At 69.0% G+C, this 23,755-nt stretch carries 21 protein-coding genes; 3 read left to right on the plus strand and 18 right to left on the minus strand.

All coding sequences use genetic code 11. The features are described from left to right. Positions 1-156 precede the first annotated feature (156 nt). Positions 157-1,782: a cytochrome P450 gene (locus ACTIGJ_RS11310; RefSeq protein ID WP_439640423.1), complete on the minus strand. Its 1,626-nt coding sequence runs from the start codon at positions 1,780-1,782 to the stop codon at positions 157-159. Between the two features lie 148 nt (positions 1,783-1,930). Between ACTIGJ_RS11310 and ACTIGJ_RS11315 the strand changes: the two genes are divergently transcribed. After that, positions 1,931-2,503, plus strand: coding sequence for a winged helix DNA-binding protein (locus ACTIGJ_RS11315; protein WP_439640424.1), 573 nt, complete (start codon positions 1,931-1,933; stop codon positions 2,501-2,503). A gap of 281 nt (positions 2,504-2,784) precedes the next feature. Here ACTIGJ_RS11315 and ACTIGJ_RS11320 read toward each other — a convergent pair whose 3' ends face one another. From ACTIGJ_RS11320 to ACTIGJ_RS11350, 7 genes are all read right to left on the minus strand, one after another. Further along, positions 2,785-3,843 (minus strand): DUF5924 family protein, encoded by a 1,059-nt coding sequence (locus tag ACTIGJ_RS11320; protein WP_439640425.1) that lies wholly within the window; start codon positions 3,841-3,843, stop codon positions 2,785-2,787. A 121-nt stretch (positions 3,844-3,964) separates the two neighbouring features. After that, a complete protein-coding gene (locus tag ACTIGJ_RS11325; protein WP_439640426.1) occupies positions 3,965-6,094 on the minus strand; it encodes a TonB-dependent siderophore receptor in 2,130 nt (709 codons plus the stop codon). Between the two features lie 164 nt (positions 6,095-6,258). After that, a complete protein-coding gene (locus ACTIGJ_RS11330; RefSeq protein ID WP_439640427.1) occupies positions 6,259-6,813 on the minus strand; it encodes a DUF1003 domain-containing protein in 555 nt (184 codons plus the stop codon). Between the two features lie 51 nt (positions 6,814-6,864). Then, complete coding sequence (locus tag ACTIGJ_RS11335; RefSeq protein ID WP_439640428.1) at positions 6,865-7,320, minus strand: Csu type fimbrial protein; 456 nt, start codon at positions 7,318-7,320, stop codon at positions 6,865-6,867. Next, positions 7,317-9,671, minus strand: a complete 2,355-nt coding sequence (locus ACTIGJ_RS11340; RefSeq protein WP_439640429.1) for a fimbria/pilus outer membrane usher protein — start codon at positions 9,669-9,671, stop codon at positions 7,317-7,319. Before ACTIGJ_RS11340 ends, ACTIGJ_RS11335 begins: the two co-directional genes overlap by 4 nt. Continuing rightward, a complete protein-coding gene (locus tag ACTIGJ_RS11345) occupies positions 9,646-10,389 on the minus strand; it encodes a fimbrial biogenesis chaperone (protein WP_439640430.1) in 744 nt (247 codons plus the stop codon). Before ACTIGJ_RS11345 ends, ACTIGJ_RS11340 begins: the two co-directional genes overlap by 26 nt. Positions 10,390-10,408: 19 nt before the next feature. Continuing rightward, the gene (locus ACTIGJ_RS11350) at positions 10,409-10,921 is read right to left on the minus strand and encodes a Csu type fimbrial protein (protein WP_439640431.1); all 513 of its coding nucleotides are present in this window, start codon (positions 10,919-10,921) and stop codon (positions 10,409-10,411) included. A 185-nt stretch (positions 10,922-11,106) separates the two neighbouring features. Between ACTIGJ_RS11350 and dbpA the strand changes: the two genes are divergently transcribed. Next, complete coding sequence (dbpA, locus tag ACTIGJ_RS11355) at positions 11,107-12,492, plus strand: ATP-dependent RNA helicase DbpA (protein WP_439640432.1); 1,386 nt, start codon at positions 11,107-11,109, stop codon at positions 12,490-12,492. Positions 12,493-12,564: 72 nt separating this feature from the next. Here dbpA and ACTIGJ_RS11360 read toward each other — a convergent pair whose 3' ends face one another. The 9 genes from ACTIGJ_RS11360 to ACTIGJ_RS11400 all read right to left on the minus strand — a co-directional run bounded on the left by ACTIGJ_RS11360 (position 12,565) and on the right by ACTIGJ_RS11400 (position 21,131). Next, positions 12,565-13,071 (minus strand): hypothetical protein, encoded by a 507-nt coding sequence (locus ACTIGJ_RS11360; protein WP_439640433.1) that lies wholly within the window; start codon positions 13,069-13,071, stop codon positions 12,565-12,567. A 242-nt stretch (positions 13,072-13,313) separates the two neighbouring features. Then, on the minus strand, positions 13,314-14,672 hold the full coding sequence (locus ACTIGJ_RS11365) for an ATP-binding protein (protein WP_439640434.1): 1,359 nt from the start codon (positions 14,670-14,672) through the stop codon (positions 13,314-13,316). A 25-nt stretch (positions 14,673-14,697) separates the two neighbouring features. Next, positions 14,698-15,375 (minus strand): response regulator transcription factor, encoded by a 678-nt coding sequence (locus ACTIGJ_RS11370; RefSeq protein ID WP_439640435.1) that lies wholly within the window; start codon positions 15,373-15,375, stop codon positions 14,698-14,700. A gap of 55 nt (positions 15,376-15,430) precedes the next feature. Next, positions 15,431-15,727: a hypothetical protein gene (locus tag ACTIGJ_RS11375; protein WP_439640436.1), complete on the minus strand. Its 297-nt coding sequence runs from the start codon at positions 15,725-15,727 to the stop codon at positions 15,431-15,433. 45 nt (positions 15,728-15,772) lie between these two features. Continuing rightward, the gene (locus tag ACTIGJ_RS11380) at positions 15,773-16,318 is read right to left on the minus strand and encodes a glycine zipper 2TM domain-containing protein (protein ID WP_439640437.1); all 546 of its coding nucleotides are present in this window, start codon (positions 16,316-16,318) and stop codon (positions 15,773-15,775) included. 125 nt (positions 16,319-16,443) lie between these two features. Further along, positions 16,444-17,715: an MFS transporter gene (locus tag ACTIGJ_RS11385; protein ID WP_439640544.1), complete on the minus strand. Its 1,272-nt coding sequence runs from the start codon at positions 17,713-17,715 to the stop codon at positions 16,444-16,446. An 11-nt stretch (positions 17,716-17,726) separates the two neighbouring features. Beyond that, on the minus strand, positions 17,727-19,151 hold the full coding sequence (locus tag ACTIGJ_RS11390) for a short-chain fatty acid transporter (RefSeq protein ID WP_439640438.1): 1,425 nt from the start codon (positions 19,149-19,151) through the stop codon (positions 17,727-17,729). A 91-nt stretch (positions 19,152-19,242) separates the two neighbouring features. Next, positions 19,243-20,247, minus strand: coding sequence for a hypothetical protein (locus ACTIGJ_RS11395; protein ID WP_439640439.1), 1,005 nt, complete (start codon positions 20,245-20,247; stop codon positions 19,243-19,245). 71 nt (positions 20,248-20,318) lie between these two features. Continuing rightward, positions 20,319-21,131 (minus strand): TIGR00266 family protein, encoded by an 813-nt coding sequence (locus ACTIGJ_RS11400; protein WP_439640440.1) that lies wholly within the window; start codon positions 21,129-21,131, stop codon positions 20,319-20,321. A gap of 215 nt (positions 21,132-21,346) precedes the next feature. Here ACTIGJ_RS11400 and prpF point away from each other — a divergent pair, with 215 nt between their 5' ends. Then, a complete protein-coding gene (gene prpF / locus ACTIGJ_RS11405) occupies positions 21,347-22,534 on the plus strand; it encodes a 2-methylaconitate cis-trans isomerase PrpF (protein ID WP_439640441.1) in 1,188 nt (395 codons plus the stop codon). 66 nt (positions 22,535-22,600) lie between these two features. Here prpF and ACTIGJ_RS11410 read toward each other — a convergent pair whose 3' ends face one another. Next, a complete protein-coding gene (locus tag ACTIGJ_RS11410; protein ID WP_439640442.1) occupies positions 22,601-23,743 on the minus strand; it encodes a hypothetical protein in 1,143 nt (380 codons plus the stop codon). Positions 23,744-23,755 lie beyond the last annotated feature (12 nt).

A 23,755-nucleotide genomic window follows, 5' to 3' on the forward strand; every position in this document is an offset into this window, starting at 1 on the left:
TCGCTTGATGGAGGCGATGACGCGGTCTCCGGCGGGGCCGACGCGGCGTCGCAGTGGCGTTGCCTGCAGTGCCGACAGGTGTTTGCAGACGACGCCGCAGCTTCAGGTCCTGCGTCGGACGGACCTGAAGCCGTGACCGCCCCGGCCGGTTACCGATCAGCCGCCGAACGCCTGCTGGGCGACGGCGGTGTTCATGAAATCCCGGAAGTGCAGCCACTTGCCGTCCCGCACGGTGATCACATGCACGAAGTCGGAATCGATGCTGCCGCCGGTGCGGCGCGCGGTGAGGCGCAGGTGGCCGGTCACCACCACCTTGTCGTCGCTGGCGATGAATTCCTCGGCATCGAACTGGTGGATGTCGACCGAGGCCAGCACCGTGTCGAAGAAGCGCCGGGCTTCGCTGCGCGTTTCGTAGTGGCCGGCGTAGGGGATCACCGGCGGGCCATAGAAATCGATCACCACCTGCTCGTCGAGCAGTTCGAGGATGCCCGGCACATCGGCGGCGCCGAAGCGGGAGAAGACTTCCTTGACCATCGCGACATTGCGTTCTTCGAGGCGCATGACATTCGGCTCCAGGATCAGGGGCAGGGTGGTGCAGCTGTGCTGCAGCAGGGTGGCGGTCTGCGGAACGGCGGGCGCCAGGCCAGGCCGCAGGCTGCGATAGCCATCGAGCAGGCCGCTGATCAGGCATTCGACTTCCAGGCTCGCCAGCGGCGCGCCGAGGCAGTAGTGGATGCCGTGGCCGAAGCTCAGGTGCTGGCCGGCGTTTTCGCGGTCAAGCCGGAAGCGCTCGGGCTCGGGGAACACCTCGGGATCGTGGTTCGCCGAGGCGAAGAACAGCGCCACCCATTCGCCGGCGGCGATCCGCTGGCCGCCGATCTCGACGTCGCGCATGACCTGCCGGAACAGCCGCTGCGGCGGGCCGGTCATCCGCAGCGTCTCGCTGAGGAAGCGGCCGATCTTGCCGCGATCCGCCTGCAGCGCAGCCCAGACCTCGGGCTGCTGGGCCAGCATCTGCAGGCAGTTGGTGGCGAAGTACATGGTGGTTTCGCTGCCGGCAACGACCAGCGTGAAGCAGAAGCGCCAGACCTCGTCCTGGCTGAGTTTCTGGCCTTCCGATTCGGCGATCAGCAGCGCGTCGATCAGATCGTCGTTCGGCGTTTCGCCCCGGGCCAGCCGGGCCGCCCGTTCGGCGACCGTCTGCACGAAGTAGCCGACCATCTCGCGATTGCTGGCGTCGCGTTCCTCGGCCGACAGGTCGGCGCTCAGCATGAAGGCGTTGGACCAGCGCTGGAAGCGATCGGTCAGGTCGGCCGGCAGGCCGAGCAGATGCACCATCAGCCGCGCCGGCAGGCCGGCGCACAGCGCCGACACGCCATCGAACTCACCGGCCGGCAACTGGCCGAGCAGGTCGCGGACCACCGCCTCGATCGCCGGCCGCAACTCGCGCACGCGCTTCGGCGTGAACGCCTTGACCACGATGCGCCGCAGCTTGGCGTGCTCCGGATCGTCGTGATTGACCAGCATCAGCGTCGGTGCGCCGGTGTCCTGCTGGAAGTTCGCGGAGGAGAACGTCACCGGATCGCGCGCGGCTGCCTGCACATGCGCATGGCTCAGCAGCGCCCAGGCCTTCAGCGGCGCATCGCGGCCGGGCACGGTGCCAGGCGGCCAGTCGGCATAGCCCGGCAGCGGCGACTGCGCGCGCAGCGCCGCGTAGGCCGGATACGGGTTGGCGATGACCTCGGGTGTGGCCAGATCGCTGGCCCGGTACGGTCGCTGCATGGTGCTCTCCTCGCTGTTCGATAATGGTTCGTGCGCCGCCGCGAACGGCTTTGCATTTTTATGGCTACGGGAAACTATGTCGCGAAGACACAATAAGTCCGATATCGAGGCGCGGTCAAACGGGGCACACCCGCAGGCGGGAGAAACCGTGGACGCTGCTGTGGCCGTCGCAGGGCCTGGCACCGGCATTTCGCGGGCGGCGCGCGACTTTCTCGACCTGTTCTATCCGGTCCACTACAAGATCGGCATCGGTATCGAGGACGCGCTGCGCGGCGGCCGGCTGACGCGGCATCAGGTCGCGATCCTGTGGCTGATCCGCAGCGAAGGCGAGGGCGGCACGCGGATGGCGCGCAAGGACATCGAGCGCTCGATTACTCGCTGGTTCGAGATCGGCAACTCGGCGATTTCCAAGGCGTTGTGGGTGCTGGCCAAGCCGCCGTACGAACTGCTGGCGATCGTCGAGAACCCGCTGTCGGCGCGCGAACGCTATGTGGTGCTGACACCGGCCGGCGAGCAGCAGATCGCCTGGATGGTGGCGCAGGGCCATCGCTTCCTGCAGCGCATGGTCAACCACTTGCGCGACGAGGAATCCGCGCAGGGCGTGCATTTCCTGACCCGGGTCAGCGCCATCATCGACATCGTCGAGCGCGAAAAGCCGGTGCCGCCCGCCGCGCTGGAAGCGGCAACCGCAGCCGTCAAGCCGCGCCGCACGCGGCGCTAGGGCCTGTCATCAATGACTTTGCTTGCTGCGGCGGAGGTCGTTTTTGCCCAGTGCAACTCGATCGGAGCGGCCAATGGTCGAACCATTGGCGCGACGAGAGAGGCAGCAATGGGCAAAAACGGCCCCGCCCCGGAGGGTTGCGGCCAAAAAGCCGCCGGACTTCGTTGCGAACCTTGGCCATAGGATGGCCATGCCCTGCGGTTCACGCCTCGCCCGGCGGCTTTTTGACCTGCAACGCAGCGAGCAAATCAATTGATGACAGGCCCTAGCCGGCACGCCCGTCAGCGCACCTCGAAGCCCAGCCGCGCGATCAGCTGGCCCTGCGGCGTCCGCAGATCAACGCGCCAGGGGCCGAGCGGCTGGTCGCCGAAGTTGAGCTTGCGGCTGTAGGTGCGGAAGCCGGCTTCGCGGCCACCGGAGATCTGCGCCGGGATGCGATCGACGACGGCCGCGCCGTGCCACCACTCGAAGATCACCGCCTGCGACAACCCCTGCGGCGCGCGCACCGCGACGAAGGCGATCAGGCCGTCGGCGAGCATGGCGGCATCGACCCGGGTGATGGCGGCGCCGGGGGCATTGCCTTCGATGGCGGTGGTGATCCGGGCATCGCGCACCCACAGGCCGGCCGGCGGAATGGCGGCCCGCAGCAGCCATCCGGCCGCCAGCAGCAACGCCACCAGCGTGCCGTAGATCAGCCGGCGCTGGCGGCTGCGCGGGTCGTCGGCGTCGCGGATCAGCCTCGGCAGGCTGATCGCCAGGGTCAGCGCGGTGATGCCGAAGGCGATCGGCAGCGCGGTTTCGGCCGGCAGGTGCACGGCGATCGGCAGGATCACCAGTGCGGCGACGAAGGTGCAGCCGGCGTGAAAGCCCATCGACAGCGCCGCGTTCGGCGCGATCCGGTGCCAGTAGACCGGGTCGAGCGCCGAAGCCACGGCGAGCAACGCGGCCAGCGCCACGAACAGGATCTGGCCAGGGACCGGCTGCATCGCGGTGAACAGGAACGGCAGCGAGAAGAACAGCAGTTCCTGCTGCGCCTGCTGGGTCAGGAAGCGGGCGGTGGCAACCGGCAGCCGGCCGCGCGAATGGCGGGCGATCCAGCGGCCGAGCGCGCCTTCGGCCAGCAGCCAGGGCCAGCCGAGCAGGGCGATCACCGCCATTACGCGCGCCAGGTGCTCGCCCCGCTGCACCAGCAGGAAGCTGCCGATGCCGAACGCGAAGCTGCCCAGCGGCAGCAGCAGCGGATGGCGGTTCAGCAGCGCCAGCAGGCGATCGAATCGGCGGCTGGCCGAGGGCGGCAGCGGCGCGGGCGAGGGATTTGCGGCAACGGCGGATTCGGACATCGGAACGAAATCGGGTGGCGATGGCAGCAGGACGTGCTGGCATCGCCACCGTAGCAGGCGCACGCCGCTCACGGCGTGGTGGTCGACCCTGCCGGTACGCTGGACCGCCGGCGTGGCGGCTTCAGAACTTCCATTCCAGCCCGGCCACCACGTTGCGCGGTGCGCCGTAGAAGCCGACCTGATAGAGGCTGGTGATGTACTTCTCGTTGCTCAGGTTGTTGCCGTTGATCTGCAGGCTGACGCCGTGCCCCAGCGCGTAGCGCGCGAAGGCGTTGATCAGGGCGTAATCGCCCTGGCGGATCGTGACGTTGGTGTTTTCGTCGAGCTTGCTGATGCTGCTCTGCCAGCGACCGCCGACGCCGAGCGTCAGGTCGGTCAGCCCGGGAATACGGCCGGAGGCCTGCAGGTTGACGGTGCGGCGCGGAACCCAGTCGTAGACATTGCCGCCGTCATCGCCATGCAGCTGCAGCGCCGTGAAGCCGAGCACCACATCGACCAGCGCATGCGGCTTGCCGCTGATTTCGAATTCGAAGCCCTTCGATTCCACCGCCAGGCCCTGGTAGTAGTACTGGCCGGCGCTGTTGAGGCCGGCGAAGGTGGCGAGGTTCTTCTGTTCGGCGGTGAACCAGGCCAGCGTGGCGATCAGCCGGCGCTGCAGCCAGCCGCTCTTGACGCCCACTTCGTAGTTGACGCCCTTGGACGGATCGAGGAAGCGGCCGTCGATATCGGTCTGGTCCTGTGGCTGGTAGATGTCCGAGTAGCTGGCGTAGCCGAGCAGATGGGGTGTCAGCTGGTAGGTCAGCCCGGCGTACGGCGAGAGCTCGCTTTCGGTCTGGTCGTAGGGTTCGCTGTAGATGCTCCTGCCTTTGCGGCTGTAGCGCGCCCAGTTGAAGCCGAGCACGAGCTTGGCGGCCTCGGTCAGGCTCAGCTGGGTGGCACCGTAGCCGCGGGTCAGCGTCTGTTCGTCGGTGCTGTAGAAGGTGGCGTCGCCGAAGGCCGGCATCGGGAAGGCGTCGCCGGGGTACGGGAACGCCGGCAGGGCGCCGAAGCTGGGGTCGTCCGCCGGCACCGGCCGCCATTGCATGTCGGCGTTGCTGGTGGCGCGCGCCAGGCCCAGCAGCAGCTGGTGCTGGTGGCCGAACAGCTCGAAGCGGCCATCGAGGTTCAGATCGAACAGATGCGCTTCGGATTCGCTCGGGAAGCTGCCGGGATTGCCGACCAGCCCGGTATGGGTGTCCGGGTCCAGGCCGGTCAGCGTGTAGACGTAGAACAGGTAGCCGTCGTCGTCGGTCGCGCGGTAGTTGTAGCTGAGCTTGGCGTTCCAGTCCGGGGCGATCGCGTAGGTGTACTCGGCGAAAGCGGTCTGCGTCTTGGTGTCCCAGAACGTCCAGTCCAGCGAGGTCGATGCGCTGCGCGGGAACTCGGCCTGGGTGCCGTCGCTGTTGGACAGCACCAGCGCGCCCCAGAGATTGCCTTCGGTATTGGCCTGCTGGTGCGAGTAGCCGAAGGTCAGCGTCGAGTGCTCGCCGATCTGGCCGTCGATCACCGCATAGCCGTAGGTCCGGTCGTCCTGCCGGCCGCGCAGCCAGGAATCCTTGTCCTCGCCGGCCAGCACGACGCGCCCGGCCCAGCGGCCGTCGTCGGTCAGCGGCGTGGAGTAATCCGCCTCGATGCGTCTGAAATCGAAGGAACCGACCGACACGCCGATGCTGCCTTCGCGCCGGTTGGTCGGCCGCTTGCGCACGTAATTCAGCGTGCCGGCGGAGTTGCCGACGCCGGTCAGCAGGCCGTTGGCACCGCGAATGACTTCAAGCTTTTCGTAGCCGAAGGCGTCCATCGCGCCGGTGACGATGCCCCAGTCGTTGGGCATGCCGATGCCGTCGATCTGCGTGCTCTTGATCTCGAAACCGCGCGCCAGGTAGTTCGTGCGGTTGGTTTCCCATTCCTCGACATTGATGCCGGTGGCGAGCTTCAGGGCATCGTTGAGGCTGAAGGCGGCGAAGTTGTCGATCTGCTGGCGGTCGACGGTGCTGATCGACTGCGGCGTTTCCAGCACGCTCATCTTCAGGCCGGTGGCGCCCTTGCTGGTGCGCTCGGCACGCTTGCCGACGATCAGCACGGTACCCAGTTCGACCGGCTTTTCGTCGCCGGAAGCGGCTTGGGGCTCGGTCCCGGCCGTGTCCGTCGTGGCCGGAGCGGCGCCGTCATCGACCTTGGTATCCACGTCCTGCGCCTGCAGGGACCCGCTCATCGCCGCGCTCAGAAGTGCTGCGGCACTTGCCAGAACCACTCGCATCGAAACCTCTCCAGCCTGAAAAGCCGCGGTTGCGGCGGGGTTCGGTGGCTGGTGTCGCGCGCTGCCTAATTGAGAGTGATTATCGTTTGCCGATAAAAGTGGCGCAAGCGGCGAGGCGTTCAGTCGCTGCCGTGATCGATCAGCAGGCGCTCCAGCAGCTCGATCTGCCGCCGCTGCATCTCGACCAGTTCGATCCACTGCCGCTCGCGCAGCGTGTCGACCTTCTGGTGCAGCGCCAGGATTTCCAGCTCCGCCTTCAGGTTGACTTCGTAGTCGTGCTCGGCGGCGGCGCGGTCCTTCGTCGCCTGCCGGTTCTGCGACATCATGATCACCGGCGCCTGGATCGCCGCCAGCATCGACAGGATCAGGTTCAGGAACACGTACGGATAGGGATCGAACGGCGTGCCGACCCGCGACAGGATCACCGTGTTGACCAGCACCCAGGCAGCCAGCAGGCCGAGGAAGATCAGGATGAAGGTCCAGGAGCCGCCGAATGCCGCGATGCGGTCGGCCAGACGTTCGCCGAACGTCATCGCGTCTTCGTAGGCGCGCTGGGTGTCGCGGCTGACGTGCAGCCGCCGGGCCACCCGGTCGATCACTCGTTGCTCGCTGCGGCTCAGCTTGCTGCCGCTGGCCTGGGCCTGGGCGCGGAGTTCGTCGATGACGCTGTTCATGGGGCTTCCGAAGGTGGCGATGCGCGCACGCTACCTGAATCCTCGCCGCCCTCAGTAGTTCACCGTGATCACCAGGCTGTCGCTGTAGCTGCCGGCCGGCGCCGGCTGCTGGGCGAGGATGCGGCCATAGACCGGGTGATTGAAGGTGGTGCTGCCGAGCCCGATCAGGAAGCTGCCAGAAACGCCGGTGACGTTGTCCCAGACCGTGGTGTAGGCCGCGCTGGTGTAGACGTTGTACGGCAGCAGCCGGGCCCCGGCGTTCATCCGCCGGCTGGCGACGTTGCCGCTGCCGCCGCCGGACAGCAGGACCGTGTAGCTGACCAGCAGGCCGAGGCCGCTGCAGGTCACGGCGACATTGCCGCCGGCGTAGGTCGGCGTCGCCGCGATCGGGTTGTAGCTGCCGAAGGCGACGCCGGTGGACGAGGCCGTGCAGCTGGCCAGCAGCGCTTCGGTGCGCGGCGCCAGCAGCAGGCCGACCATGACCAGCACAATTGGCAGCCGCGTCATCGGCGCGCCTGCAGATGGGTGACGCGGCAGCGCAGAGTGTCGCCGCTGGCCGGCAGCGCGGCCGTGCAGGCGCCGCCCGGCCACTGGGCGCTCAGGTGTCCCCGGGCGCTGCCGAGTTCGGCGTAGACCAGGCCGTCGTAGCCGACCGGCAACGGCAGCGGCTCGGCATCGCGCCACAGCGCCGCGCCGGCCGGAATCGGCTGGTCGTGCTCGTCGACCAGCCGCAGCCGCTGCCGGCTGTGATGATCGACCTCGAAATGCACGGCGATGCCGGCGCCGGCCGGCGGCACCACCGACTGGCTGCCGGCGACGATGCCGAGCGCCACCGGCAGATCGCGATCGTCGATCGCCAGGCGGTTGCGCTGGAACGGCTGCAGGTCGGCCAGCAGCAGGTGGCCGCTGGCGTCGCTGCGGCCGACCAGCTGGTTTTCGCGCAGTACCCGCACGTCGGCGACGCCGCCGGTGTCGACCACCGCGAAGCTGTCGCGGATCGGCGCCGACCAGTAGCTGTGGCCATCGACGACTGCCAACGCGGTCTGCAGCGCGGCGCTCGGTGCGCTGCGACCATCGATGCCGGCGTAGCCGACGGCGTAACGGCCGCGCGTCGTGGCCCAGGCAGCTTCCGCTTCGCGCAGGCCACGGTCGTCGGCATCGGCGCTGGCGCGCCACGCCAGACCCAGCGGTCCTTCGGGCGCGTGCTGGGCGGTCGCCAGCAGGCGGTTGGCGTCGCCATCGCGGCCGGCCTGCAGGCCGGCGCTGCTGCCGTGGCCGAACGTCGAAGTCAGGCCGATCACCAGACTGTCGCCGCCGGCGCCGTGCAGCGCGTGCAGCCAGCTGGCGTAGGCCTGCAGATCGCGGCCGAACGACTGGCTCCAGCCGAACCCGGCCAGGCGGCTGCCGGCGGTGTCGGCGGTCCAGCCCTGTTCGTCGAGATAGACGAGGCTGGCGGTGCCGCTGCCCGGCAGCCGCCAGGACAGTCGGGCGGCATCGGACAGCCGGAGGCTGCCCGGCGCGCGTCCGGGATCGCTGTAGTCGCGGCTGGCCATGCGGTGGCGCAGCGACAGGCTGAAGTGTTCATCGATACGTTCGAAGGCCAGGTTCAGCTGCGCGCCGGCCCCGTTCTCGCCGTTCGACAGCGCGCCGCCGACGCTGAACAGCCCGAGCGCTGGCACGATGCGGTCCAGCCCGGCGCCGGCGACCTGGCGGCGGTCGGTGGCGCTGGCGCGCAACTGCGCGGTCAGCCGGTCGTCGAGCCCCTGTCGCAGGCCGGCGGCCAGCAGCGGGCGGGTGTAGCGATCATCGGCGCCGGCGTAGTCCTCGCGCAGCAGGCCGGCTTCGAGCACCTGCTCGCGCAGCCCCGAGGCCAGCAGCCTCGGCGAGGCGTAGAACGGCTGGGTGATGGTCTGCTCGCGGCCCAGTGCATCGCGCAGCTTCACCTGCAGCTCGCCGCTGCCGGTCAAGGTCGGCACGCTGTCGAAGCGGAAATCGCCGGCTTCCAGCGGCTGCGGCCGGGTCTGGCGGACGCCGTTGACGTACAGCTGCGCGGTCGAGGCCAGCGCCGCCGAGCCGGCGATCGAGGGCAGCGGAAAGGTGATGCGATCCGGCTGCAGCGCGAATTCGGTGCCCCATTGCAGGCCGGCGAAGCGGACCGGGGTTTCCCAGTCGGCGCTGCGTGTCACGGCATCGCCGAGGCGGATGCGGCGCACCTGATCGGCATCGTCGACCAGCCAGTAGCTGTCGAGCCGGCGCAGGAGGCGGCGATCCAGGTAGACGCTGGACCGGCCGCTGCCGAGCCGGCCGAAGGCGCCGAGATCGATCAGGCTGCTGGCGGCGTCGCGGCCGGCCAGGCCGCCGTAGCGGGCATCGAGGTTCAGATAGCCGCCGAGCGCCGCCGGGCTGAGCTCGGGACGGCTGTCGTCGTCGAAGCGCAGCGCCTGCACGCGGTGCGGATTGGCGTCGATCCACAGCTCCGCCGTACAGGCGTCGTGGCGCAGCGGCAGGCCTTGATCGGCATCGAGCACCGCCCAGCGCTGGCCGTCGGCATCGGTTTCCACGGCCGGCGGCGGCAGCGGCGTCCAGCGCTGCCAGCTGTCGTACGGGGCGCGCCAGCGGGCATCCGCCCCCATCAGCAGCACGGTGTCTTCGGCCGGCTGGCCGGGATGGGCGTGAACGCTGAGCACGGCGCGGCGTCCGCTCAGCGGCGTCATGGCGACGCCGTGGGCCGGGCAGGGATCGGCCCCGAACCAGACCGCCTCGGTAGCGATCGCGCCGGCCTGCGCGGCAGCCGCGTGGCCGGCCGCAGCGACGATCAGCAGCGCGCGCCGCTCATTCCGCCGGCCAGGCCAGCGCATGGTCATCGAGCGGTACGCTGCCGGCGACGCTCAGCTGCGGCGCCGTCGCGGCGATCGCCGAGGCTGGCAGCGGAAAGCGACGCTGCTCGCCGGGAAACAGGTAGACCGGCCCGGCGATGCCGGCTAGCGCGGCGTCGCCGCCGTGCAGCTGGGCGCGGTCGATCCGTTCGGTGGTGGTGCCGCGATTGATCACGGCCAGCGCCGGACTGCTGCCGGACGACGCGCGTTCGAGCTGCCAGTCGAGTTGCGAGCGGACCACAACCGGCAGCCGGAACAGCGGCAGGCTGATCCGCAGCCGGGTGGCGATCTGCACCGGCGCCAGCGCCACTGGCAGCGCCTGAGTCTGAGCCTGGGCCTGGGCCAGCGGCAGTTCCTCGACGACCAGCCGCCAGCGGCCTTCCTCGGCCATGGCGTGACGGCCTGCGAAACCGATGCGGACGATCTGGCTGGCGCCGGGCGCCAGCTGGAACATCGGCGGCGTGACGATCGGCGCGTCGCCGCCGGTGGCGGGCTCGAGTTCGTCGACGCCGTCGCGATGCTGCCAGCGCTGGACGCTGACCTGCACGGTGGCCGGCGCATCGGCGGCGTTGCCGATGGTCATCGAGGTGGCGGCTTGGCCGGCCGCCAGTTCGAGGCGGATCGGATTGACGGTCAGCGCGCCGGCGTGGGCCGCCAGCGGCAGCACGGCAAGCGAGGCGGCGGCAAGGGAGCGGCGCATGGCGTATGGCCTTCCGGGCTCAGTAGTTGACGGTGATCGCGACGCTGTCGCTGTAGCTGCCGGTGGGCACGGCGGCGCTGGCCGGAATCTGGCCGTAGATGGTGATGGTGTTGGTCAGCGCGCTGGCCGATGACGTGGCATCCAGCGTGTCGGTGCCCGGCGTGTTGCCCCAGTTCAGCGTGCGGCTGGCGTCGCGGAACAGGCGGTAGCCCAGCGTGTTGCCGCCGCTGCTCAGGCGCCGCAGCGCCACCGTGGCGCCGGCTCCGGTGCCGGCATCGAGGCCGATCTGGTACGGCGTGCCGAGCGTGCAGGTGAGGGTGACGGTGGTGCTGCCGTTCAGCGCCGAGGCGGCCGTCGGGTCGTAGCTGCCGAAGGCCAGCGTGCCGTTGGAGATCAGGCACACCGACGCCACCGAGGCGGTGACGGTGAGGCTGCCGCTGGCGGTAGCGGCATCGGCGGCGGGCACCGCGATCAGGCTGCCGGCGGCAAGCGCGGCGGCGAAACGTCGGGAGGCAGGGGTTCGGCAGGGCATCGAAGGCTCCGGTGGCGTCTGTCCGCAGATCGGCCGCCGGCGCTGGAACTGGAGTCGCGACGGTTTTGCGGCGGACCGGCGGTGCCTTCCGCACCCCGAACGGCGGCGCGCCTGCACGCGGCCGGGCCTGGCCTCACAATTCGCGGCCCGCGCCGGCCGGCGCGGCTGATCAATGGTGTTCGCCCGTGGAAAACCCGCAAGCCTTCGCAACGCTCCCGCTGAATCCGCTGCTGCTGCAGGCGCTGGATTCGCTGGCGTTCCACACGATGACGCCGATCCAGGCGCAGAGCCTGCCGGTGATCCTCGACGGCCGCGACGTGATCGGCCAGGCCCGCACCGGCAGCGGCAAGACGGCTGCCTACGGCCTCGGCGTGCTGTCGAAGATCGACCCGGCGGTGCCGAACACGCAGGCGCTGATCCTGTGTCCGACCCGCGAACTGGCCGACCAGATCGCCCGCGAAATCCGCAACCTGGCGCGCTGCCTGCCGAACGTGAAGCTGACCGTGATCGGCGGCGGCATTTCCAAGCGGCCGCAGGTGGCCTCGCTGGAACACGACCCGCACATCGTCGTCGGCATGGCCGGCCGGGTGCAGGAATTGATCGACGACGGCCACCTGAAGCTCGGCGGCCTGAGAATGCTGGTGCTCGACGAAGCCGACCGCATGCTCGACGGCGATTTCGAAGCTGCCAGCCGCGCGATCGTCGAACGCACGCCGGCCAGCCGGCAGACGCTGTTCTTCTCGGCGACGTTTCCGGACGCCGTCCGGGTGCTGTCGAAGCGGTTGCAGCGCGAGCCGGTGACGATCACCGTCGACCACGAGGTCGTCACCGCCCAGATCGAGCAGACGTTCTACGAAGTGGAGCCGACCCGCCGCCTCGACGCGCTGGCGCACCTGCTGAGCACCCAGCGGCCGGAGTCCGCGCTGGTCTTCGCGCACACCAAGAACGATGCCCAGGATCTGGAAGCGAAGCTGAGGAAGCGCGGCTACTCGGTGCTCAGCCTGCACGGCGACATCGACCAGCGCGACCGCGACGAAGTGCTGGTCCGCTTCGTCAACGGCTCCGCCCGCGTGCTGATCGCCACCGATGTCGCGGCGCGCGGGCTGGACATCCAGGATCTGGCGCTGGTGATCAGCTATGAACTGCCGCTGGAGCCGGACCAGCACGTCCACCGCGTCGGCCGCACCGGCCGGGCCGGCAAGCGCGGCACCGCCCTGCACCTGTTCACCGCCCGCGAGCGCAGCCGCCTGACGGCCATCGAAGCCAAGCTCGGCTTCACGGCGACGACGGCCCAGCTGCCGATGTCGGCGCTGTCACCGGATCGCCCGGTGCCGCCGGTGTTCGTGACCATCTGCGTCGACGCCGGCCGCCGCGACAAGCTGCGCCCCGGTGATCTGCTCGGTGCGCTGACCGGTGCCGCCGGGCTTGCCAAGGAAGCGGTCGGCAAGATTTCGAGCTTCGACACCCGCACCTATGTCGCCATCGACCGGCGCTTCGCCAAGAGCGCGATCGAAGGGCTGAAGGCCGGCAAGATCAAGGGCAAGAACTTCCGGGTGCGGCCGATCGATTGACCGGTCGCCCCGCAGCGCCTGACGGCGGCGCCGGGCGCGTCCGTCAGCACGACACCGGCTGCCGGCAGGTCCTCAGGCCGGGCTGCGGCCGGCGCGGATGGCGTTGTACAGGCAGATGCCGGTCGTGATGGTGGCCGCAACGACGGCGATATAGAACGTGCCGTAGGACACCAGGTTCGGCCAGTCGCCGATCGGCTGCAGGCCGCGTTCCGGGGCGTAGACGGCGGTGGAGTAGCCGATCATGTTTCCCCACAGCAGCACGATGGCCCAGTAGTACACCCACTTGGCCTGTCGGACGCTGAAGTTCAGCCGCCCGCTCAAGCCCACCATCGCCATCACGTAGATCGAGTTCAGGATCGTTCCGACGTGGACGTTCCGCAGCAGCTCCTTCTGGTCCGGCACGATGATCTCGAAGCGCGGCAGCGGCACGATGTGGAAGACATTACCGGCCAGCGCGATGAGCCAGACGAATCCGCCCATGAAGCCCAAGAACATCATGATGAAGCAGTGCGTGAGCAGCTTGCCGCTGATCCGGTCTGAAAACCCCTTGCCCGCAACTACCCAGGACTCCTGATCCATCGGTCTTCCCCTTCGTTCTTGTTGGTATGTCAGTGCGAGATTGCCGCAGCCGCGCGATGTCTGACGACGCGGGGCGGTGCGGCAGAGTGCGTGGCCAGGCGGGCCGCGATCAGCGGCCTGCGAGGCTGCACCCGGATTCAGTACACAGCATTAACGTAACATCGTCAACGTTAAACGCCACGGCCAAGGCGCTGCAGTGGTCCGGTCGGTACCGAGGTCGCGGAGGAGGCCCGGCAATCCGCTCAGACCGACAGGCTGACCGTCACTCGCGCGCCGCCCAGCCCCGCATCCGCACGCGACAGCTCGACGCTGCCGTCGTAGACCTTCACCAGTTCCGCAACCGCGCCCAGGCCGATGCCCTGGCCGGGCGTGATGCTGTCGGCGCGGACGCCGCGGCTGAGCAGCTTGTCGGCGTCTTCGGGGAAGCCGGGGCCGTCGTCGTCGATCACCAGCACCAGCATGCGGTTACGGATGTCGGCCTGCATGCGTACCTCGGTCCTGGCCCACTTGGCGGCGTTGTCGAGCAGGTTGCCGAGCAGTTCGTAGAGATCGCCCTCGTCGGCGCGGGCCTTCAGGCTGTCGGCGATGTCGATCGTGAAGCGGAGCTGCTTGGTGGCGTAGACCTTGACCAGCGCGCCGACGATCTTGTCGGTCAGCGGCTTCAGTCGCACCGGCTCGGCGAGCGTGCGGCGGCCGGCGGCGGCTGCCTTGCGCAGCTGGTGGTGGGTGATCTGCTGCATGCGGTCGACCGGATCGACCATGCGGTCGCGGGCCTCGGCGGGCAGCGTCTGGTCTTCCACCACACCGCGCAGCACGGCCAGCGGGGTCTTCAGCGAGTGGGCGAGGTCGTCGAGCGCGTTGCGGTAGCGCTGCTGCTGGTTACGCTCGGCGGAAATCATGGTGTTGAGGCCCTCGGCCAGCGGCGTGAGTTCGTCCGGGTAGCCGGCTTCGATGCGCGACTGCTGCCCGGATTCCACGCCGCGCAGTTCGCGGACCAGCTTGCGCAGCGGTGCCAGGCCCCAGCTGAGCACCGCCACCTGCACCAGGATCAGCGCCACCGCCGCGCCGCCGAGCCAGGTCCACAGCACGCGGCGGAAGGCCTGCAGCTGGGCGCGGTAGTCGGCCTTGTCCTCCATGATCGCGACGGTGTAGCGGCTCTGCTTCTTGCGGCCACCGCCGAACAGTCGCAGGCCGCCGGTTTCGGTGACCCAGCGGACGCCGTAGGTCATCGCGAAGCGGTCATCGAGGTCGCTGAACAGGCTGTTGCCGACCTCCGGCGCCAGCAGTTCCGGCACGTCGCCGGCGAAGCTCGGGCTGCGCCAGATGACCTTGCCGCGCTCGTTGAAGACCAGCGCCTCCAGGCCGGACTGCACGCGGCCGAGCCGGGGATCGGGCAGGGTGCCGCTGTTGATCCGCACGCCGCCGCTGTCGTCGAATTCGGCTGCGCCGAGCAGCGCGAAGATCAGGCCGAGCTGCTTGTCGCGCTGCACCTGGATCGACGTGCTGCGGAAGGCCTGGTCGAGGCCGGCGCCGCACAGCAGCATGAACACCACCAGCACCAGCGTGGCCGTCAGCAGCAGCCGGGCGCGCAGCGATTTCACGGACGACGCCCCGCGTCTGCCGCGTTCACGCCCTGGGCAGGGTCCAGCGGTAGCCGCTGCCGCGCTGGGTGGCGATCGGGTTCAGCGAGCCGTCCGGATCGAGCTTGGTGCGCAGGCGGCGGATGAACACTTCGATGACGTTGGAATCGCGCTCCTCGTCCTCGCTGTACAGATGCTCGGTCAGCGTCGATTTCGACACCACCTCGCCGGCGTGCATCACCAGATATTCCAGCAGCCGGTATTCATAGGCCGTCAATTCGACGGCGGTGCCGTGCAGGCTCACGGTCTTGGCGGCGGTGTTGAGGATGATCGGCCCGGATTCCAGCTGCGAGGTGGTCCAGCCGACGCTGCGCCGGACCAGCGCCCGGGCGCGCGCCAGCAGTTCTTCCTTGTGGAACGGCTTGACCAGATAGTCGTCGGCGCCGGCCTCCAGGCCCTCGACCTTGCTCTGCCAGCCGTCACGCGCGGTGAGGATCAGGATCGGATAGCTGCGGCCAGCCTTGCGCACCGCCTGGATGATGGCGATGCCCGGCGTCTTCGGCAGGCCGAGATCGATGATCGCCAGATCCACCGGGTATTCCACGGCCATGTACTGGCCCTGCTCGCCATCGGCGGCGACATCGACGATGTAGCCCTCGTCGGCGAGGTGGCGGCGAACCTGCTCGCGCAGGGCAGGATCATCTTCGACGACAAGCGCGCGCATCGACGGCTCCGGGGGCGGCAGTGGAACGGTGGGACCGGCTGATTCTGGCGGCGAACTACTGCACGTGCACGACGCGGACTTCGCCGTCGCGCAGCAGCTTGACCCGGTAGCCGTTGCCGCTCGGCTCCACCGACAACACGCGGCCACCACCGTTCTCGCGCTGGGCACGCTTGGCGGCCTCGTTCGGGCTCAGGCCGCCACGCGGCAGATCATCCCGGTCACGAGCCTCGCGGCCCGGATTGAGAAACTGGGTATCGAGCCCGAGCAGGCCGCCGCGCCGGTCCGCCATCGCCGGCTGGCTGGCAGCCAGCAGGCTTGCGGCAAGGACGATCATGGCGAGAGCGGCGCGCATCGGAGTGTCTCGGCGAGGCAGGCGGAGTTCGAGGACGGCAGGTTGTTAGTAGTCGGCCGGGCTGACGCTGACGTTCACCGCCAGGCGGTCGCCCGGGTCATACGGCAGGCGGGTGTCGTAGATGCGACCGTGGTAACGATAACGCACGTCATAGCCATCGACACGCTGTTCGTAGCGGCTGTCCTCGATCGTCCGGCAACGTTCCTCGTAGCCGTACGACGGCTCGCGGTAACCGCGGCTGTTGTTGCGGCCGATGCTGGCGCCGGCGCTGGCACCGACCACGGCACCGGCGGCCGTCGCCACCGCACGGCCCGAACCCTGACCGAAGCGGTTGCCGACCACGCCGCCGACCACCGCACCCAGCACCGCGCCGACGCCGCTGTTGTCGCGGCCCCGGTAGCCGTCGTCATAGACGACCTTTTCCTGGTAGCACTCCTCGCGGGGAACGGACACGCGCACGTCGGTGTAGATCGGGCGGCTGCTGATCACGTCGGCGTAGTCGGTGTTGTCATTGCGGCGGCCCGCCTGTGCGGTGGCAGACGTGCCGAGCACGGCGACAGCGGTCAACAGGGAAGTGATCTGGGCGTTCATGACGGCGTTCCTCGGATGGACGTGCGGGGGTGGGGTTTGCACGTTGCGAGGCCGAGACTACGCAGGCTTCCTGAATTGAGACTGAACTGCCGGCGCGTCGTCGGCCAGCGGCCGGATGAGGCCCGTCAGTCGCGGTCGATGCGTGACTGGTCGCGGGTTTCCGGCAGCCGCAGATAGACCAGCAGCGACACGCCGATCATCGCCGCGACGTACCAGTAGAAGCCGGCCTCGACGCCGGCCTGCTTGAACCACAGCGCCACGTACTCCGCCGTGCCGCCGAACAGCGACACCGTGGCCGCGTACGGCAGGCCGACACCCAGCGCGCGGACCGCGACCGGGAACAGCTCGGCCTTGACCACGGCGTTGACCGCCGTGTAGCCGCTGATCACCACCAGCCCGGCCAGCATCAGCGCGAACGCAGCCAGCGGCTCGCGCACGGTGGCCAGCACGGTCAGCATCGGCACCGTGCCGAGCGCGCCGGCCAGGCCGAAGAACACCAGCAGCGGCTTGCGGCCGATGCGGTCGGAAAGCGCGCCGAACAGCGGCTGCAGCAGCATGTAGACGAACAGCGCGGCGGCCGAGATCAGGGTCGCGTCGTCCTTCGAGAAGCCGGCCGTGTTGACCATGAACTTCTGCATGTAGGTGGTGCAGGTGTAGAACGCCAGCGTGCCGCCGAGGGTCAGGCCGACCACCATCGCCACCTGCCTCGGGTGCTCGCGCAGCAAGGTGCGCATCGGCGCGCGTTCCGGTGCCGCCTGCCGCGCGAAGCTCTCGGTCTCGTGCAAGCCGCGGCGCAGCCACAGCGCGGCCAGCGCCAGCAGACCGCCGATCGCGAACGGAATCCGCCAGCCCCAGTCGTCGAGCTGCAGCGGGGTCAGCAGCCAGCGCTGCAGCACGATCAGCAGGGCCAGGGCGCTGAGCTGGCCGAGAATCAGGGTCACGTACTGGAAGCTGGACCAGAAGCCGCGATGCCGGCGGCTGGCGACCTCGCAGAGATAGGTCGCCGAAATCCCGTACTCGCCGCCCAGGCTCAAGCCCTGCATCAGCCGGCAGGCGATCAGGATGATCGGTGCGGCCACACCGATCTCGGCATAGCCGGGCGTGATCGCGATGGTCAGCGAGCCGGCGCACATCATCAGCACCGACAGCAGCATGGCCGCGCGGCGGCCTTTCCGGTCGGCGAGGCTGCCCATCAGCCAGCCGCCGATCGGCCGCATGAAAAAGCCGAGCGCGAACACGCCGGCCGTGTTCAGCAGCTGCGCCGTGGGGCTGCTGCCGGGGAAGAAGGCCTTGGAGAAGTACAGCGCGAACGCCGAGTAGGCGTACCAGTCGTAGTACTCGACCAGGTTGCCGATCGAACCGCTGAAGATCGCCCGGAAGCGGGCGCGCGGCGTCATCGGCGCAGCCGTCACGGCGTCAGCCCCGGCGGCATCTGCGGTGGGATGTAGTCGAGCGTCAGCCCCAGCGCCCAGAGCAGCAGCAGGACCACCGGCAGGTGGACGATGAACTGCATGAACGTGTAGCCGACGATGTCGCGGACCTTCAGCTTGACGATGCCCAGCAGCGGCAGCATGAACAGCGGGTTGATCAAGTTCGGCAGCGCTTCGGCGGCGTTGTAGATCATCACGCCCCAGCCCAGATGCACCCGCAGGTCGTTGGCTGCCTGCATCACGTAGGGCGCCTCGATCAGCCACTTGCCGCCACCGCTCGGCACGAAGAAGCCGAGCGTGGCCGAGTACAGGCCGATGACCACCGGAAAGCTTTCACGCGTGGCGATGCCGGCGAAGAAGTCCGACAGGTGGCCGGCGATCGTCGCGCCGTCCGGCGCCTTGGCGGCGGTCAGCACCATCGCGATGCCGGCGTACAGCGGGAACTGGATCATGATGCCGGCCGTCGCCGGCACCGAATGGGTCACCGCGTCCAGGAAGCGCCTCGGCGTGCCCTGCAGCAGCAGGCCGACGACCAGGAACAGGAAGTTGTAGGTATTCAGGTTGGCGATCGCGGCGACGAAGCCGCGCGCCGCGAACTCATCCCACAGCCAGGCGGCACCGAGCGCTGCCAGCAGCAGGTTCAGCACGATGCTGTGCTCGGCCCGCTCGCCGGGGCGCAACGCGCGAGACTCGGCCGGGGCGGGCAGCGACACGTCGATGCCGAGCTGCGCTGCAGTCTGCGCCTGCGCCGCCTGCGGCGCGGAACGCACGGCGACGAACCATGACATCGCCACGATCACCACGGTCATCGCCAGCGATTGCCACAGGAAGATGGTCTGGGTGAACGGAATCACGCCGGTGATCGCCAGCAGCTCCTTCGACATGCTGGCGGCGTTGGCCTGGAACTGCGCGGCGGTCGACGACAGCCCCAGCGCCCAGACCGCGCCGAGGCCGAGATAGCCGGCCGCTGATGCGGCGCGGTAGTCCATCGGCAGATCGGGGCGCCGCGCCAGCGCCCGCACCAGCAGGCCGGCGGCGACGAAGCCCAGCGCCCAGTGCAGCAGCGACAGCGCCATGCAGGTCATCGCCACCAGCCCGACCGCGCCGGGCCCGGTCTGCGGCCGCGCCGCCAGCCGCTCGATCAGCCGCGCCACCGGCGGCGACAGCGCCACCACATGGCCGCCGATCAGCACGTAGCAGACCTGCATCGTGAACGGGATCAGCGACCAGGCGCCGTCACCGAAGGCCCGCGCCGTCGCGGCAGGTGTGGCGCCGATCGCCAGCGCCGCCACGCAGACGATCAGCACTGCCGACACCGAGAACACCCAGGCATCCGGAAACCACTTTTCCGACCAGGCGCAGAAGCGCAGCGCCAGGCGCGACATCGGATTGCCGTGGTTCATGCGATCCGGGCCGGTTCAGGTGCGCGGGGCGCGGCGTGCAGGCGTTTCGACGCTCGTCGCAGGGTGGGTGCGGAGCGGCCTTCTTCGACCTTCAAGGCACCGGCTTGCCGCTGAAGTACGCCTTGCGGATGTCGCGCCCGCATTCGACGCTGGCCCAGTAGGCATTGGCGCGCAGCACTTCGCGGGCGACGATGCCGTAGGTCTTCTTGTCAGCGGAAATCCACGGATAGAAACCCTGCAGGCCGGGCGAGGAGAAGCTGCCGTCACCGGTGCGCGGGTCGTCTTCCACCCAGTGGTTGAGGCTGTAGTGCCAGGCTTCCTTGACCGGGCTCAGCAGCGCGCCCGGGCAGCGGCCGGGCAAGGTGCAGACCGCGTAGCTGCCGAGGAAATCGTGCATCCGCAGCTGGCCGTTGATGATCTTGCGCAGGAAGCCTGCGTAGTCCGCGGGCGAGCCTTCCATGCCGCCGGCCGGCTGCGGCTTCTTGTAGGCGAGGCCGAGGTCGTTGCCGAGATAGCTGCGCACTTCGCGGGTCAGTTCGCCGGCGCTGAGCCGGCCGAGCCCGAGATCGACCGCCAGCCGCTGGTCATGGCCGCCGCCGTAGGAGAAGTGGCCGACATCGCTCTGCGCCAGCAGCGCGTTGGAGCGGGAGGTCGCGCAGGCTTCCACCGTGCGGCTGAGCAGGCAGGCAATCGGATTGAAGCCGGTGAAGCCGGCGCGCATGGTCAGCGCCTGCACGGTGCCGTCGTCCGGCTGCCGGTTCTTGCCGATCTTTTCCAGCACGTAGGCGCCCCAGACGAACTTCGAGGCCGACGCGATCGAGATCGGCTTGCTGGCCGAATACTCGTCACCAACCGAGCCCGACGCGATCGCGCCCTTGCCGTCGCCGATTTCCCAATAGAAGTCGCCGATCGCCTGGCAGCTGCGGCTGCCGTTGGCGGTTGCCTGGGCGGCGGACGTGCCATCGGCAGCGGGCGCTTCGGCCATCACCGCCGGCGGTGCGGAACAGCCGAGCAGGGCCAGCAGCAGGGTGCCGCCGGCCAGCAGCCGGCGCACGGCGGGGCGGGGCGAGGGCGGCGAGGGCAGATGCAGGTTCACGATGAACTCCAGGTCGGGCGGCGGAAGCGCCGAAGGTCAGACGGGTGGAACGGCGGCAAGTTCGCGGCGGCTCACTCGTCGCTGCCGAGCAGGCCTCCGAGCAGGCCACCACCGGCGACGCCGCCGAGCAGCGAGCCTTCGTCGCGCGAGCGGCCGCCGATCGCCGGTGCCGCCATGACGATGCGGTTGGCCATCCGCGACAGCGGCAGCGACTGCAGCCAGATCTTGCCCGGGCCTCGGAGCACGGCATAGAACAGGCCTTCGCCGGAGAACAGCGCCGACTTCAGCTTGCCGACGTACTGGATGTCGAAATCCACCGACGGCTGCAGCGCCACGATGCAGCCGGTGTCGACCCGCAGGATCTCGCCCGGCGCCAGGGTGCGCTCGTGCATGGTGCCGCCGGCGTGGACGAAGGCCAGACCGTCGCCGTCGAGTTTCTGCATGATGAAGCCCTCGCCGCCGAACAGGCCGACGCCGAGCCGCTTCTGGAAGGCGATGCCGATCGACACGCCCTTGGCCGCGCACAGGAAGGAATCCTTCTGGCAGATCAGCGTGCCGCCGACATCCGGCAGGTGCACCGGCAGGATGGTGCCCGGATACGGCGCGGCGAAGGCCACCTTGCGCTTGCCCATGCCCTGGTTCGAGAACACCGTGGTGAACAGGCTTTCGCCGGTCACCAGCCGCTTGCCGGCTCCGGCCAGCGCGCCCCAGAAGCCTTTGCTGGCCTGCGAGCCGTCGCCAAAGATGGTGTCCATGGTGATGCCGTCTTCCATGAACATCATCGCGCCGGCTTCGCCGATCGCCGCCTCGTTGGGGTCGAGTTCGATTTCCACGAACTGCATGTCTTCGCCGTACAGCTTGTAGTCGATCACGTCCATGGCCATGGGCGTTGCTCCGCTTGAGTGAATGGGTGGGATGCCGTGCGCGATTGTGCCGGAGGCGGGCGCATCGGGGCATGAACGCCGCGCGGATTGCACGCGTTGCGGCGGGCGCGGCATGGCTGCATGCGATAATTCCGGCCGCGCGTCACGCCGGCCGGCTGCTGCCCGGACGGTCGGTCTGGCCCGCTCCCTCTCCACAGCCCGAGGCCCCGCTGCCCATGCCCGCGTCCCCGCAGATCCGGATTCCCGCCACCTACATGCGTGGCGGCACGTCGAAAGGCGTGTTCTTCAAGCTCGACGACCTGCCCGCTGCCGCCCAGGTGCCGGGCCCGGCACGCGACAAGCTGCTGCTGCGCGTGATCGGCTCGCCGGACCCGTACGCGGCGCAGATCGACGGCATGGGCGGCGCGACCTCGTCGACCTCCAAGACCGTGATCCTGTCGAAGAGCACCCGGGCCGATCACGACGTCGACTACCGCTTCGGCCAGGTGTCGATCGACAAGGCCTTCGTCGACTGGTCCGGCAACTGCGGCAACCTGACCGCCGCCGTCGGCTCGTTCGCGATCAGCAATGGCCTGGTCGACCCGGCGCGGGTGCCGCAGAACGGCGTCTGCGTGGTGCGCATCTGGCAGACCCAGATCAACAAGACGATCATCGCCCACGTGCCGATCAGCAACGGCGCGGTGCAGGAAACCGGCGATTTCGAGCTGGACGGCGTGACCTTCCCGGCGGCCGAAGTGGTGATCGAATTCCTTGATCCGGCCGAGGAAGGCGACGAGGGCGGCTCGATGTTCCCGACCGGCAACCTGGTCGATGACCTCGACGTGCCCGGCATTGGCACCCTCAAGGCGACGATGATCAACGCCGGCATCCCGACCGTGTTCATTAACGCCGCCGAGATCGGCTGCACCGGCACCGAGCTTCGCGAGGCGATCAACAGCAGCCCGGAGTGGCTGAAGAAGTTCGAGACCATCCGCGCCGCCGGTGCATTGCGGATGGGCTTGATCAAGGACGTGTCGGAAGCCGCGACCCGCCAGCACACGCCGAAGGTCGCCTTCGTCGCGCCGCCGGCCGACTACACCTCGTCGAGCGGCAAGGCGATCAAGGCCAGCGAGATCGACCTCAACGTTCGCGCGCTGTCGATGGGCAAGCTGCACCACGCGATGATGGGCACCGCTGCGGTGGCGATCGGCACGGCCGCTGCAATCCCCGGCACCCTGGTCAACCTCGCGGCCGGCGGCGGCGCTCGCGAAGCGGTGCGCTTCGGCCATCCGAGCGGCAGCCTGCGGGTCGGCGCGGCGGCTGCGCAGGAGAACGGCCAGTGGGTGGTCAAGAAGGCCATCATGTCGCGCAGCGCCCGCGTGCTGATGAGCGGCTGGGTGCACGTGCCGGGCGACTGCTTCTGATCACTTGGATTTAAAGAAAAGCCCGGCCGATATCCGCATCGGCCGGGCTTTTCTTTTGGGCAGCGATCAGGGCTTGATCATCACCGCCGCCATACCGGTGAACTCGCGGGCCAGCCGCCGCGCTTCGCTGGCGTAGGCCGTGGGGTCGACATTGACGCCGTTGCGCTGGATATCGGTCATCGTCGTGCTCGTCCCGGCGAGCGCGGCCAAGCCGGAGATCAGTTTGCCGCCCAGTTCGTCTGCTTTCTGCAACTTGGTCTGCGCGTCAAAGATGTCCTTGACCGCCGAGGCGTTGCCGATCAGCGCTTCCTTGTTGGTGACGCGGGCCACGAGGCTGGCATCGTTGGCGCCCTGGCAGAAGCCTGTGCTGCAGTCGATCCGGTCGGCCGGAACCATCGTCATGAAACCGGCGGCACTCATGACCAGCTTGGCGTCCACCTTGGCGGTGTCGCTGCCGGCCATGCGGCCGAAGAAGCCCTTCGCGGTATTGCCCTGCGCCGACGCGAAGTCGATCAGCACGCTGATATGCACCGGGCTTGCGTCGACCGCTTTCGCCAGACGCGCCTCGATGAACATCGGGCCGTCCGTGCTCATCGCCTTGAAGCCGGCGAACACCGTGTCGGCACGGCCGAGATAGGTCATATCGACGATCTGTTGGCCGGCCGGGGCGTAGGTCTGGTACGCCGTGCCGCCGCGCTCGTAGGCATACGGTGCCGGCTTGCCCCCGGCGTGCAGCTTGATGAACTCCGGCTGGGCAGCGACATCGGCCGCCGCTACCACGTCATACCCGGCGGCGGTCAGCGTGCTGGCTGCATCGGTGCAGACCTGCTCGGTCAGCGCCTGCAGCGCGGCCGGTTCCACACCGCGCAGTTCGTAGCTGACCTTCACGCGCGATTCCATGCGCTGCGAGCTGTCGCCGAAGCCGCGCTGGGTCTGGGCATCGGCGCCGGTCACCATGCCGAACAGCACATTGCAGCTGGTGATCGCGACGCGACGGACGTTCGCCGATGGCTTGGTCTTTTCAGCCTTCATGAACTTGGCCGCTTCATCGCGGCTCGGTAACTGTTCCGGTACGTCCGGCGCCGTTTCCGGCGGCACCGCTGCTGCAGGGGGAGAGGCCTCGGCCGCCGTTGCGGCTTGGTCGGCGCGGGCATTGGCCAGCGTGGTCAGGCTCAGCGCCAGCAGCAGCGCAAGGGTGGCTTTCGTCATCGTCAGGCTCCG

The sequence above is a fragment of the Nevskia sp. genome (genome assembly GCF_051860985.1).
Lineage (GTDB): Bacteria > Pseudomonadota > Gammaproteobacteria > Nevskiales > Nevskiaceae > Nevskia.

What these genes read in the sequence shown, in the direction of transcription:
- ACTIGJ_RS11310 (WP_439640423.1), bottom strand. Translation starts at nt 1,782, where the DNA reads ATGCAGCGACCGTACCGGGCCAGCGATCTGGCCACACCCGAGGTCATC.
- ACTIGJ_RS11320 (WP_439640425.1), bottom strand. Translation starts at nt 3,843, where the DNA reads ATGTCCGAATCCGCCGTTGCCGCAAATCCCTCGCCCGCGCCGCTGCCG.
- ACTIGJ_RS11325 (WP_439640426.1), bottom strand. Translation starts at nt 6,094, where the DNA reads ATGAGCGGGTCCCTGCAGGCGCAGGACGTGGATACCAAGGTCGATGAC.
- ACTIGJ_RS11330 (WP_439640427.1), bottom strand. Translation starts at nt 6,813, where the DNA reads ATGAACAGCGTCATCGACGAACTCCGCGCCCAGGCCCAGGCCAGCGGC.
- ACTIGJ_RS11335 (WP_439640428.1), bottom strand. Translation starts at nt 7,320, where the DNA reads ATGACGCGGCTGCCAATTGTGCTGGTCATGGTCGGCCTGCTGCTGGCG.
- ACTIGJ_RS11340 (WP_439640429.1), bottom strand. Translation starts at nt 9,671, where the DNA reads ATGCGCTGGCCTGGCCGGCGGAATGAGCGGCGCGCGCTGCTGATCGTC.
- ACTIGJ_RS11345 (WP_439640430.1), bottom strand. Translation starts at nt 10,389, where the DNA reads ATGCGCCGCTCCCTTGCCGCCGCCTCGCTTGCCGTGCTGCCGCTGGCG.
- ACTIGJ_RS11350 (WP_439640431.1), bottom strand. Translation starts at nt 10,921, where the DNA reads ATGCCCTGCCGAACCCCTGCCTCCCGACGTTTCGCCGCCGCGCTTGCC.
- ACTIGJ_RS11360 (WP_439640433.1), bottom strand. Translation starts at nt 13,071, where the DNA reads ATGGATCAGGAGTCCTGGGTAGTTGCGGGCAAGGGGTTTTCAGACCGG.
- ACTIGJ_RS11370 (WP_439640435.1), bottom strand. Translation starts at nt 15,375, where the DNA reads ATGCGCGCGCTTGTCGTCGAAGATGATCCTGCCCTGCGCGAGCAGGTT.
- ACTIGJ_RS11375 (WP_439640436.1), bottom strand. Translation starts at nt 15,727, where the DNA reads ATGCGCGCCGCTCTCGCCATGATCGTCCTTGCCGCAAGCCTGCTGGCT.
- ACTIGJ_RS11380 (WP_439640437.1), bottom strand. Translation starts at nt 16,318, where the DNA reads ATGAACGCCCAGATCACTTCCCTGTTGACCGCTGTCGCCGTGCTCGGC.
- ACTIGJ_RS11385 (WP_439640544.1), bottom strand. Translation starts at nt 17,715, where the DNA reads ATGACGCCGCGCGCCCGCTTCCGGGCGATCTTCAGCGGTTCGATCGGC.
- ACTIGJ_RS11390 (WP_439640438.1), bottom strand. Translation starts at nt 19,151, where the DNA reads ATGAACCACGGCAATCCGATGTCGCGCCTGGCGCTGCGCTTCTGCGCC.
- ACTIGJ_RS11400 (WP_439640440.1), bottom strand. Translation starts at nt 21,131, where the DNA reads ATGGCCATGGACGTGATCGACTACAAGCTGTACGGCGAAGACATGCAG.
- prpF (WP_439640441.1), top strand. Translation starts at nt 21,347, where the DNA reads ATGCCCGCGTCCCCGCAGATCCGGATTCCCGCCACCTACATGCGTGGC.
- ACTIGJ_RS11410 (WP_439640442.1), bottom strand. Translation starts at nt 23,743, where the DNA reads ATGACGAAAGCCACCCTTGCGCTGCTGCTGGCGCTGAGCCTGACCACG.